The organism is aff. Roholtiella sp. LEGE 12411 (assembly GCF_015206995.1).
GTDB lineage: Bacteria > Cyanobacteriota > Cyanobacteriia > Cyanobacteriales > Nostocaceae > Komarekiella.
Map to the genome: position 1 here is coordinate 17910 of NZ_JADEXR010000067.1, position 11785 is coordinate 29694.

General features: G+C 40.3%; 10 protein-coding genes. 6 read left to right on the top strand and 4 right to left on the bottom strand.

Going from position 1 to position 11785, the window contains the following annotated elements; genetic code table 11:
- Positions 1–217 precede the first annotated feature (217 nt).
- From IQ246_RS16045 to IQ246_RS16055, 3 genes are all read right to left on the bottom strand, one after another.
- Positions 218–427 carry a hypothetical protein gene (locus tag IQ246_RS16045; RefSeq protein ID WP_194004347.1) on the bottom strand — a complete coding sequence of 70 codons (210 nt, stop codon included), beginning with the start codon at positions 425–427 and terminating at the stop codon, positions 218–220.
- Positions 428–577: 150 nt separating this feature from the next.
- A complete protein-coding gene (locus IQ246_RS16050; RefSeq protein ID WP_194004348.1) occupies positions 578–811 on the bottom strand; it encodes a hypothetical protein in 234 nt (77 codons plus the stop codon).
- A gap of 218 nt (positions 812–1029) precedes the next feature.
- Complete coding sequence (locus tag IQ246_RS16055; RefSeq protein ID WP_194004349.1) at positions 1030–1242, bottom strand: hypothetical protein; 213 nt, start codon at positions 1240–1242, stop codon at positions 1030–1032.
- A gap of 1048 nt (positions 1243–2290) precedes the next feature.
- Between IQ246_RS16055 and IQ246_RS16060 the strand changes: the two genes are divergently transcribed.
- The 4 genes from IQ246_RS16060 (at position 2291) to IQ246_RS16075 (ending at position 7862) form a co-directional block, all read left to right on the top strand.
- Complete coding sequence (locus tag IQ246_RS16060) at positions 2291–3673, top strand: CmpA/NrtA family ABC transporter substrate-binding protein (RefSeq protein WP_194004359.1); 1383 nt, start codon at positions 2291–2293, stop codon at positions 3671–3673.
- A gap of 188 nt (positions 3674–3861) precedes the next feature.
- On the top strand, positions 3862–4701 hold the full coding sequence (gene ntrB, locus IQ246_RS16065) for a nitrate ABC transporter permease (protein ID WP_194004350.1): 840 nt from the start codon (positions 3862–3864) through the stop codon (positions 4699–4701).
- Between the two features lie 61 nt (positions 4702–4762).
- A complete protein-coding gene (locus tag IQ246_RS16070; protein WP_194004351.1) occupies positions 4763–6769 on the top strand; it encodes a nitrate ABC transporter ATP-binding protein in 2007 nt (668 codons plus the stop codon).
- A 235-nt stretch (positions 6770–7004) separates the two neighbouring features.
- Positions 7005–7862, top strand: a complete 858-nt coding sequence (locus IQ246_RS16075) for a nitrate ABC transporter ATP-binding protein (protein WP_194004352.1) — start codon at positions 7005–7007, stop codon at positions 7860–7862.
- 63 nt (positions 7863–7925) lie between these two features.
- On the opposite strand, the gene IQ246_RS16080 is transcribed toward IQ246_RS16075, so the two are convergent.
- Positions 7926–9149, bottom strand: coding sequence for a glycosyltransferase family 4 protein (locus tag IQ246_RS16080; RefSeq protein ID WP_194004353.1), 1224 nt, complete (start codon positions 9147–9149; stop codon positions 7926–7928).
- A 372-nt stretch (positions 9150–9521) separates the two neighbouring features.
- Here IQ246_RS16080 and IQ246_RS16085 point away from each other — a divergent pair, with 372 nt between their 5' ends.
- Together IQ246_RS16085 and IQ246_RS16090 are read left to right on the top strand one after the other, a co-directional pair.
- Positions 9522–10319 (top strand): glycosyltransferase family A protein, encoded by a 798-nt coding sequence (locus IQ246_RS16085; RefSeq protein WP_194004354.1) that lies wholly within the window; start codon positions 9522–9524, stop codon positions 10317–10319.
- A 303-nt stretch (positions 10320–10622) separates the two neighbouring features.
- Positions 10623–11642: an Npun_R2821/Npun_R2822 family protein gene (locus IQ246_RS16090; protein WP_194004355.1), complete on the top strand. Its 1020-nt coding sequence runs from the start codon at positions 10623–10625 to the stop codon at positions 11640–11642.
- Positions 11643–11785: the final 143 nt, after the last annotated feature.

Consider the following 11785-nt stretch of genomic DNA (forward strand, 5'->3'; position numbering starts at 1 on the left):
AGGTAAGAAGCCTGTCTTGATTTACCTATTATTCAAGATGAAAAACACCCTGATTTAAAATTTTGCTGGTTTATACCAAATACAGCAGTTAGCATTTTCATGAATCATAAGTAGAGACGTTACATGTAGAGACGTTACATGTAACGTCTCTACAGGGTTTCGGGTTTTATTTATGTACTTCATATACCTGAAATCTGCTGTATTTGAAACGACGTTTTTAAGAGGGGAGTTGAGGGCCAAATACAAATGATGACTCCCAGGCAAACTGAATTTCATCTGGAGTAAGTCCAGGGTTGCCAAATACAACACCAGCCCCCAAGATGAACAAGTAAGTATTAAGGTCAAAACTAACCTGAAGGCTTCCTCCGCTGACGGCAGCAGATTCTTCTAAGTTGAGTTCTGTAAAAAGCGGGCTTATGTCTTCCATTGCTTCCTTGTATTAAAATTAGGTATAACGGTGAGTAAACTGACAACCCAGGAGCATAAAATAAACGACGAGCTTGATAAGTAACTAGTAGTGTTAGCTTTTAACTATTTACTTTTGGCTCAAGGTTATTGAAACATTTCAAGGTAAATCCTATAAGGCTAATCCTAAATTCGGATAACCGCTTTTGATAGGAGGGATAGAGGGAGAAGAATCAGAGACATTAAGAGTCACAGACTCCTGAGCACCATCAACGTATTTGATAATGACACTCAGAAAATCAGTACTCACAATAGCTAATGGCTTACCAGAATTACCGCCACTAACCACAGCAGATTCTTCCACTGTTACTTCCGTAAACAGAGGGTTTTTCTTTGTCGTTGGCATTCTCGTTCTCCTTGAATTGACTTCGTGGTACGCTCTGGGTTAAACAGATAGTGAATCTAAATACTGGAACACCCAAAAATGTCCCAGTATTTAGAAAAGTTATAATTATTATTTGCTTATCCCTAAAGCATTCCTAGGCATACCTGAAAAATTTGGAATGTAGAATTCCAGAGATTTTCAGGTAAATACGCGGTCAAAATTTAACCGTTACCTAGGAATTAAAGACTCAGTGCAGGAGATTCAACAGCAACAGCTTTTTCAAAAGCGAAGTTGGTTTCTTCAGCAGTCAATCCAGGTACACCAAACACAGTGCCAGCGCCCAAGATAAACAGGTATTGGTTAAGACCAAAGTTAACTGCGGTACCACCGCTAACGGTAGCAGATTCTTCAGATGTGATTTCGGTGAAAAGATCGTTGTTGATAGCTTGCATGGTTTTTAATCCTTAATTGAGATTGATTTACTGCTAGCTACTAGTTGATTGCCTTGTTTTGGCTGCTCAACTCCTCGCTTGATTCATACAATAGGTGGAAGTACGGAGATTAGTCATTTACACTTTCTGCAAACTTAATTACCAGATTTAGAAAACTCGATTGCATAATTGCGACAGCGCCATTTCCGAAAAATACATACAGCAAGTAGGCGTTATATAAGCAAACATATATTTAATAACTTGATAAAAGCTGCCTATTTATTAAAAGTAGGGTGAGCATTACAATCCTTACCCTACAAGCAAGGAACTATTTGCTGTAGTCTACTCAATTGCAATTGGTTGCAGGGCAGGTGAGGGCACTAATTGAGATTGGTGCAATGCCATGTTTCTTGAAAATTTCAACGGACTTGAGTTATGAGCTTCGTTGCTATCCCGTTTTGGGATAGCAACGAAGCGAGGATTGAAAAGATATGGATAATAACAGGGGAAAATAAGAATTTTAGCTTCCCTGGAAACTATAAGTAAAATTTATGTTGTTGATAGAGTCTTTACTATCCATTAATAGTCTCTTGAATACTTGTTTAATTGCCATCTAAGACTTCTGCCAATGCTACACATCCCTAGCTAGCCTTGATTTGAGTGAGATTAAAAAGCTATAACCTAGTATAAAAAAACCCTATGTTATTGATAGAGTTTTTACTATCCATTATATTTTTTTGAATACTTTTGGAAATAGATAAACTTTTACTTATACCTGCCATCTAATATTTATTTAAGAATTAACATTTTTGAGTTAGCTATTTTAGCTTAAAAGCTTGTACACTAATTTCAACAAGCTTAGCAACAACTTATATTCACAACGAAATTAAGTAAATCAAGTCATCTAAAATTTGACTAAATTAGACATTCTCAGCTTTTCTGTTACGAAAAGGTGAAATCGGCAAAATCGCTATAGCTTTAAATCTTCATTAATAACGCGTTAGACATTAGTTTTCTTTTGTCTCAATTGCCATGCTTAAAAAAGAAACTTCACATTTTTGGAGATATGATGACAGAATTTTTTAATCAAATTTCCCGTCGGAAATTCATCCTCACAGCCGGAGCATCTGCTGGTACTGTATTCCTCAAAGGCTGTTTGGGCAATCCCCCTGAAAATCTGACTGGTGGAAGCACTCCAGCACAACCAGCAGCTCAACCGATTGCTAATATTAGTCCTGAACAAGCACCAGAAACTACTACAGTCCAACTGGGATATATCCCCATTGTAGAAGCGGCTCCTTTAATCATTGCGAAAGAAAAAGGTTTTTTTGCCAAGTATGGCATGAGCAACGTTGTCCTTTCTAAGCAAGCCTCTTGGGGTTCAGCACGAGACAACGTAGAAATTGGTTCGGCGGGTGGTGGTATAGATGGCGGTCAATGGCAGATGCCGATGCCACATTTAATTACAGAAGGTATAATTACCAAGGGGAATCAAAAAATTCCCATGTATATTTTGTGTCAATTGATTACACATGGAAATGGAATTGCGATCGCAAACAAGCACCTTGGCAAAGGTATTGGTTTAAAACTCGATGGCGCTAAGTCTTTATTTAAGGAACTAAAATCCTCCACACCCTTCACTGCTGCATTTACATTTCCCCACGTTAACCAGGATTTGTGGATTCGTTATTGGTTAGCTGCTAGTGGTATAGATCCGAATACAGATGTCAAGCTAGCAACAGTTCCTGCGGCTCAAACTGTTGCCAACATGAAAACGGGAACGATGGATGCTTTCAGTACTGGCGACCCCTGGCCTTATCGCATCGTCAAGGATAAAATTGGCTTTATGTCGGCATTAACCGCAGAAATTTGGAAGAACCATCCTGAAGAATACTTTGCGATGAGAGCCGATTGGGTTAACAAACATCCCAAGGCAACAAAAGCGCTACTCAAAGGTATCATGGAGGCACAGCAGTGGTTAGATAACTTTGATAACCGCGAAGAAGCAGCGAAAATTCTGGCTGTACGAAATTATTTCAATCTATCTTCACCTGAGATCCTTTTAAATCCATATCAAGGTAAGTATGACATGGGTGATGGTCGCCAAATTGATGATAAATCAATGGCAGCTTATTACTGGAAAGATGAAAAAGGCAGTGTTTCTTATCCCTACAAGACTCATGATTTGTGGTTCATCACTGAAAATGTTCGTTGGGGATTTTTACCAAAAGATTATCTAGACAATAATGCTGCTAAGGCTAAGGAACTTATTAATAAAGTCAACCGTGAAGATATTTGGAAAGAAACAGCTAAAGAACTGGGAATTGCTGCTGCTGACATTCCCACAAATACATCCCGTGGTGTAGAAGAGTTTTTTGATGGCATCAAATTTGACCCAGAAAAGCCAGAAGAATATTTGAAGAGTCTCAAAATCAAGAAGGTCAGTATTTAGTCACTGGTTATTGGTCATTAGTCATTAGTCATTAGTCATTGGTTACTTGTACTGAGCGGCGTCGTTGGCGCAGCCTCTCGTAGAGAAGTATTGGTCATTAGTATTTACAAAGGACAAATGACAACGGACAAATGACAAATGACAACGGACAAATAAAAAATAAAAAAAATTGAGGAGAACACAGCATCATGACAGTCGCCCAAAAACGCCCTACAAGCCCTGGATTGAGTAATGGTTTTATATCTGGTCTGCAAAAGCAATTTCCTGACCTGATACCGCCAGCGATCGCTATTCTGATATTTCTAGTTGTGTGGCAATTATTTTCCTCTATTCCTGGCGCGACACTACCGGGGCCCATACAGGTTGTGAAAGATACTTGGATCTTGATTTTGTATCCTTTCTATGACAAAGGCGGCACTGATAAAGGACTTTTTTGGCAGATTTTAGCCAGTTTGCAACGGGTTGCAATCAGTTATAGCCTAGCAGCAATTGTTGGTATTGCTTTGGGCATTTTGATTGGCGTTAATAAAACAATGTCCAAGGCGTTAGATCCCATTTTCCAACTACTGCGGACTGTACCACCCTTGGCTTGGGTACCAATTTCCTTAGCAGCACTGCGACAAAACGAACCAGCAGCCCTATTCGTGATTTTTATCACCGCAATTTGGCCGATCTTAATTAACACTGCTGTGGGTGTAACTCAAATTCCCCAAGATTACAACAACGTCGCCAAAGTTCTGCAACTGAGCTACAAAGAGTATTTCTTTAATATTCTCATACCTGCCGCCTTACCCTACATTTTTACTGGCTTGAGAATTGCCATTGGTTTGGCTTGGTTGGCAATTATCGCAGCAGAAATCGTCATGTCTGGTATTGTCGGGATTGGCTTTTTCATCTGGAACGCCTATCAAAATAACAGCGTGAGTGAAGTAATTTTGGCTCTAATTTACATCGGCGTTGTCGGTCTTGTGCTAGATAAAATGATGGTTTGGCTTCAAAACAAGATTTTACCAGCAGAACAGAAGTAGGGATGGAAAATTCCTAACCCCAATCCCCACTCCCTAATCCCCTCCCTAACCCCCACTCCCTATGTCTATATTTGTTGCTGTCGATCAAATTGATAAAGTTTTTGAGTTAACCGGTGGTGGTCAATATATCGCCCTGAAAGGAATTGACCTGCAAATTAAAAAAGGAGAATTCGTTTCTCTGGTTGGTCACTCCGGTTGCGGAAAATCCACGCTATTAAACATGATTGCCGGTTTGGATTTGCCTACTGAAGGTGTTGTCACCCTAGAAGGACAAAGAATCACCAAACCAGGGCCAGATCGGATGGTGGTATTTCAAAATTATTCCCTATTACCTTGGCGGACGGTACGAGAAAATATTGCCCTGGCGGTGGACTCGGTAATGAAAGGTCTACCCGATGCAGAACGCAAGGCAATTATCAATAAACATATTGATATGGTGGGTTTGCGTCCCCATGCTGATAAGCAACCAGGAATGTTATCAGGTGGACAAAAACAGCGAGTTGCGATCGCCCGCGCCTTAGCAATTCGTCCCAAATTACTCTTGCTAGATGAACCCTTTGGTGCATTGGATGCACTCACACGCGGCAATTTGCAAGAACAACTGATGCAAATCTGCGAAGAAAATAAAGTTACCGCCGTGATGGTAACACATGATATCGATGAAGCGGTGCTGCTATCTGACAGAATTGTGATGCTGACCAACGGCCCCGAATCTAAAATTGGTGACATTTTAGAAGTGGATATTCCCAGACCCCGCAAGCGGATGCAAGTAGTAGAACATCCTAGCTACTACAGCTTACGGAGTGAGATGATTTACTTCCTCAATCAGCAGAAACGCATCAAGAAAATTCGAGCCAGAAAAACCGCAGACATTGCCCGTCATGGGTTGGAAAAAGTTAACCTGGAAATCGGCTTTTTACCTCTTACCGCCTGCGCTCCCTTAGCAGTTGCGAAAGAAAAAGGTTTTTTCACCAAGCATGGTTTAGATGAAGTTAACCTCGTGCGGGAAAGTAGCTGGCGGGGTATAGAAGATGGCATAAGTGGTGGTTATTTAGATGCTGCTCAAATGCCTTCGGGGATGCCGATGTGGTTAAGTTTGGGAGGACATAACAACCAACCCCTACCAGTTGTCACCGCCCTCACCATGACCCGCAACGGTAACGCCATCACCTTGGCAAAACGGTTTTATGACCAAGGCGTACACAGCTTATCAGACTTTAAAAGATACCTGCTTCACACCCTTGACCAACGGCACACAATGGGAGTGGTGCATCCTGCATCTATGCACAACTTGCTGCTGCGTTACTGGTTAGCGGCTGGCGGAATTGACCCCGACACCGATGTGGATATGAAGACCATTCCCCCAGCGCAGATGGTAGCTGACCTAAAAACCGGAAGCATTGATGGTTACTGCGTCGGCGAACCTTGGAACTACCGCGCTGCTGTGGAAAATGTCGGCTTTACCATCGCTACCGACTTAGAAGTTTGGTTCGGACACCCCGGTAAAGTTCTTGGTGTGCGGGAAGATTGGGCAGAAAATTACCCAAATACGCATATTGCCTTAACCAAAGCTTTGCTAGAAGCTTGCTATTATTGTGCAAATCCCGAAAATGCCCAAGAAATTCGCCAAATTTTAGCAGGGCGAGATTATGTCAGCACTGATTTAGAATACATTCAACTCGAAGATCCAGATAGTCTTACCTGTGATTTAGACCATCCGTTGCGAGACTATGCCCATCACCAGTTTTATTCTGACTCTGCCATTAACCGCCCCAGTCGCACTGAACAAATTTGGATTATGACTCAATTGGCGCGTTGGGGTGATACTCCCTTCCCCAGAAATTGGGTAGAAGTTGTGGAACGGGTGTGTCGAGTGCGTGTTTTCAGCACCGCCGCACGGGAATTAGGTTTGGATATTAGCTATATTCGCCAACCCATCAAACTGTTCGATGGTACTCCCTTTAACGCCGATGATCCGATCGCCTATCTCAACACTTTAGATATTAAACGTGATTTTTCAATTGCGGAAGTTGTTCTTGATGCACCAAGAAGAAAACTCGCGTCATGAAAGGGAACTCTTAACAGAAAGCAGGGAAATAAGCCACCTTCTGAACTCCATTCATGATCTGATTTTTCACGCCATCTGGAAAAACCAACAAAAGACCTAACCCCCTACCCCCTTCCCTTGTAGGTAAGGGGGAAAATTCAAAGCCTCTCGCCTTAGAAGGCGAGAGGAATAGAAGTGAGGTCAGAATATTCAGTTGCACATCGCCAACATTAAGCTTTTTAATCGCCAAATCGCTATGCAAAACCGGAACTTTACACCTAGAACCACACTAGGAAAACCATTAACCACTAGAACCAGCAGCGGTAGACCTTTCCTAGAAATTAAAGACGTTACCAAAGTCTATCCGACAAAGCAAGGCCCCTTCACCGTACTCGACGGCGTAAACCTCAACGTCGAACAGGGCGAGTTTCTTTGTGTCATCGGTCACTCTGGCTGTGGCAAATCGACACTACTAAATATGGTATCTGGTTTTAACTTTCCTACCTCCGGTCAAGTCTTGCTGGAAGGAGAACCCATTACCAAGCCAGGCCCAGACAGAATGGTTGTCTTCCAAAACTATGCCTTGCTACCTTGGCGGACTGCTTTTGAAAACATTTACTTAGCTGTTAACGCCGTTTATCCCAACAAACCAGAAGCCGAAAAAAGAGCGATCGTCCGCGATCATTTGGCAATGGTGGGACTGGGTGATGCAATGGAAAAGAAACCAATGCAATTGTCCGGTGGGATGAGACAACGGGTTTCTATCGCCCGTGCTTTGGCGATTCGTCCGAAAGTCTTAATTTTAGATGAACCTTTTGGGGCGCTGGATGCGATTACCAAAGAAGAATTACAGGAAGAATTGCTAAAAATTTGGGGCGATAACCGTTGTACAGTGCTGATGATTACCCACGACATCGATGAGGCACTATTTTTAGCAGACAAATTGGTAATGATGACCAATGGCCCCCATGCGAAAATTGGCGAAGTCCTGGAAATTCCTTTTTCTCGTCCCCGCGATCGCGCCCGGATCATGGAAGATCCACAATATTATCAACTGCGTAACTATGCCTTAGACTTCCTCTTTAACCGCTTTGCCCATGATGATGTTGGGTAGCAGATGTATCAGAGACGTTGGATTGCAACGTCTCTACATAGATAATCGGTCAATTACGAATTATTAATTATCTTTGCCAAGACAAACTTGTTCATAGCTTTTACCAGCGATATCCCAGGTAAATTCCGTTTCTACTAGTTGTCTACCGTTGCGAGATAATTCAGAGCGCAGGTGTGGATTATCAAATAGCTGACTAATAGCGGTGAGGTACTCAGTTGGCTTATTTGCTCGTAATGCCCGAAGTGATTTGCTCGCACCATCTACAGCTAGCCCTTCTAAACCGCGATCGCTTGCCACTACAGGCACACCTGCTGCCATTGCTTCTAAAGTTTTATTTTTAATACCAAACCCAGTCCGCATGGGCACAACGCAGATGGTAGCTTTGTGTAAATACTCTACCATCGAAGGCACACCCCCAGTCACATTAATTCCCGGTTTTTCTTTAAGTGCTAAAACTTCTGGCGTTGGATGAGAACCGACAATATCAAAAGTTGTATCAGGATAATATTTTTGAATTTTTGGCAAGACTTCATTACTGAAAAAGCAAACAGCGTCAATATTTGCTAAATTATCCATTGCACCAATAAAAATTAGCCCATGTCCTCCTGGATCGGCGGTACGGTTGGGGAAAGAAACTAAGTCTACGCCATTAGGAATAACTGTAATTTTACTATTAGGGTTGAATTCTTGTAGTTGAATTCTGTCATCTTCGGTTGTAACTACAATTTCCGAGAATTTAGAACAGTAGTTTTGTTCATAACGACGCAGAAGCGGGAGATTAATTTTGTCTCTGAACGTATTTTCAGAAATTCCTGTTGCTAGCTGATTACGACAACTACCGTAAACAGAACTATGAACATTGACTATGGTTTTTAGCTGTTTCTGAAAATGCGATTGTACATAAATTTCATTGACGCTATGTTCGCAGGTAATCACATCACATTTTCCTAACTGCACAAAGTTATCAACCCAGGCTTGTATCTCGACTGAGTAGCGGTTAAGTACACTTGGTGGCGTCTTCTGTTGCACAAATATGCCAAAACGCTGGATTTTCTTGAGTATTCCTGCGGTGGTTCCAGAATCTGGAGGGCGATCAAAAACCATTAGATGATCCACCCAATCGCGCAATCCCCCAATTTCGGCGTCTGTAACATTGCGATCGCGTTGAGTTACCAGAGTAATAGTATGGTATTGACTCAGATACTTAAGTAAATTAAATGTCCTCACTTGGGTTCCCCCACGCGTTGGTGGATATGGAAAGGTAGAAGACAGCATTAGGATGTTCATACAAGTGATATCTGGTACGTGATACATACACCATGACTTCATTTCAGGCTATATGTCATCACAAATATCCCTTATATAGGATTCCTATTTGATTTTTGAAAGAACTGCGTACACCTCTAACTCCCTTTTTTCGCATTTCCCATTCCCTATCCCCTATCCCCCATTCGGTGTCTCTACAAGTCAGTTCACGAATCAAATCGGATTACTATATATTATTCGTAAAATTTTCATAAATTAAAGCAACCAAAAAGCTAGCTACCTATTGGCTGACAACAACAGTAAATTTACTGTATAGTTCCACGTAACCTGTTGTTTTTACATAGAAGCATAGGGCAAAATGTAACTATACACAGACCAGATAGGAAAATTAAGATGCTTGTTTTTATCGTCCCAGTCAAAAGCAAATATATTTCTAAATCATGGGAAAGCGTATCTAAATTATTTGAAAGGTGTGTAAAATCAATCTGTAACCAAACTGTCAACGACTTTCGAGTGATTGTTGTTTGCAATGAAAAGCCTGAGATAGAATTTAGCCACCCTCACATCACATATATTCAGCATAATTTTGAATTACAAGGGACAGACTGGAAAAGCAAACAGTTAGATAAACTGTCCAAATTTACCACAGGATTAATCTATGCACGGCGACTCAAACCATCACACGTTATGTGTGTTGATGCTGATGACTGCGTTAGTAAATATCTAGCAGAGTTTGTTAATCGCAATCCTCAAGCTAATGGTTGGTTTATTAAAAAAGGCTACATTTATAGTGAAGGTAGTAGACTCATACGTATTATGAGGAAAGGTTTTGATCAATACTGCGGAACAAGCAATATAATTAGATATGACTTGTATAATGTACCTGAAAATATCAAGTCTGTATGTGACAATAAATATACGCAATATATATACGATTACTATCGCCATCGGGATATAACAAGTACTCTGGCAGAAAAAGGAACACCACTTGAACCTCTACCTTTTCCAGGTGCTGTTTATATTAAAAATGGTGAAAATGTTTATTTTGGAGTTACAAATAAAAATAAAGCACTAACGCTCAAATCAAGGCTTTTAAGAATGAAAGCTTTATTAGATTATAGATGGATAGTACAATCAACTCATGACGAGTTTAATTTGTATAATATCGAGAATATATCACAATTGGCGTAATTAATTTAGACCATTCTTAATAATCAAGTACTATTAGTGGATATTGAATTATCTGCTGTAGCAATCCTATTTAATTTGCGAAAATTGAAAAGATTAGATTCCCGATTTATTTAATAAGTCGGGAATCTGATTTTAGAAAGAGATAGCAGTTAAACAATTGAATATGTTGTGATTCATGTTTGAAGCTAGCCTAACACTGAGACTGACACGCGACTGCGCGTATACACAGTTAGTTATATCATCCCCAATCTATTCAAATAATTGCTAAAACTATTTATAACCTGGAAAAAAGGATTTTGGCAAATGGAATCTTTCGGTATTTACACCCTTGCGAATGATGTCGTCTATGACCAATTAGTAGCTTTGCTAAATAGTATTGAGGTAAATGTTAGCGCAGATATCCCAGTTTGTATTATTCCTTATGATGAGCGACTAGACCGAGTTAAGCAAGAAATTAATTCTCGAAAGAACGTAATATTGTTTGAGAATGATGATGTGATTCAACGCTGGGAAGAATTTGCTCATCAAATTTGGGCGGCTCATCCCAGAGAAAGAGATACAAAAGCATCCCGTCCTAGTTGGTACAAAAGTCATTTACAAAGAAAGTTTGTCGCTTTTGAGGGTGTTTTTGATCAATTTGTATTTTATGACGGTGATAGCTTGGCGATGAAGCCAACCACGGATGTAATTGAAAAGCTAAATAAATACGATTTTGTTTTTGATGATTGGGAACATCTTAAGAATAGAACTGTAGCAGCTTTAGATATTTCAGTTATAGAAAAAACTGGGCTATATATGGAAGCTGATATTCGTCCTAAGCTGCATTGTTCTAGTTTTTTTGGGTCTAAGCGAGGCTTATTTACTGCTCAAGAGATTGCAGTAATGAAGCAGCAACTAATTGACAAAAGAGAAATTGAATGGATTAATGGACATGGATGGTGGGATGATGCTTTTTTGTTTAATTACATGACTTTACGGTGCGATCGCCCACTATTTAATTTCACACTCAGCCCTAATGGTCAAGATAGAACCGGCAACTGTGCTAATGCAGATCCCTTCGTAAATATTGATAATGTTCTTTACAATCAAGATGGATTAAAACCCATTCATCGCATTCACTACATGAGCTATTCCTCTAGCGATTTTGCTCGTTTATCTCAAGGAGAAGATGTCAATATTCTTTATAGAGATGAGTTTTTGTACTATCGTTTTCTCAAACAACCAGAACAAAGACCACAACAACTAAAACCACCAAATATAGCATCAAAAACTAATCGATTTATCAAAAAAACTATCAAAAAAATTCAAAGAACTATTGCTTAGTTTTTAGCTGTATGGTGGTCAATTGCCACCATACATTTAATTTGTATTTAATACTATAGGATTCCTATTTCATTTTTGAAAAAACTGCGTACATCTCTAATCTAACTCCCCATTCCCTATTCCCTATCCCCTATGCCCCATTC

What these genes read in the sequence shown, in the direction of transcription:
- IQ246_RS16045 (WP_194004347.1), bottom strand. Translation starts at nt 427, where the DNA reads ATGGAAGACATAAGCCCGCTTTTTACAGAACTCAACTTAGAAGAATCT.
- IQ246_RS16050 (WP_194004348.1), bottom strand. Translation starts at nt 811, where the DNA reads ATGCCAACGACAAAGAAAAACCCTCTGTTTACGGAAGTAACAGTGGAA.
- IQ246_RS16055 (WP_194004349.1), bottom strand. Translation starts at nt 1,242, where the DNA reads ATGCAAGCTATCAACAACGATCTTTTCACCGAAATCACATCTGAAGAA.
- IQ246_RS16060 (WP_194004359.1), top strand. Translation starts at nt 2,291, where the DNA reads ATGACAGAATTTTTTAATCAAATTTCCCGTCGGAAATTCATCCTCACA.
- ntrB (WP_194004350.1), top strand. Translation starts at nt 3,862, where the DNA reads ATGACAGTCGCCCAAAAACGCCCTACAAGCCCTGGATTGAGTAATGGT.
- IQ246_RS16070 (WP_194004351.1), top strand. Translation starts at nt 4,763, where the DNA reads ATGTCTATATTTGTTGCTGTCGATCAAATTGATAAAGTTTTTGAGTTA.
- IQ246_RS16075 (WP_194004352.1), top strand. Translation starts at nt 7,005, where the DNA reads ATGCAAAACCGGAACTTTACACCTAGAACCACACTAGGAAAACCATTA.
- IQ246_RS16080 (WP_194004353.1), bottom strand. Translation starts at nt 9,149, where the DNA reads ATGAACATCCTAATGCTGTCTTCTACCTTTCCATATCCACCAACGCGT.
- IQ246_RS16085 (WP_194004354.1), top strand. Translation starts at nt 9,522, where the DNA reads ATGCTTGTTTTTATCGTCCCAGTCAAAAGCAAATATATTTCTAAATCA.
- IQ246_RS16090 (WP_194004355.1), top strand. Translation starts at nt 10,623, where the DNA reads ATGGAATCTTTCGGTATTTACACCCTTGCGAATGATGTCGTCTATGAC.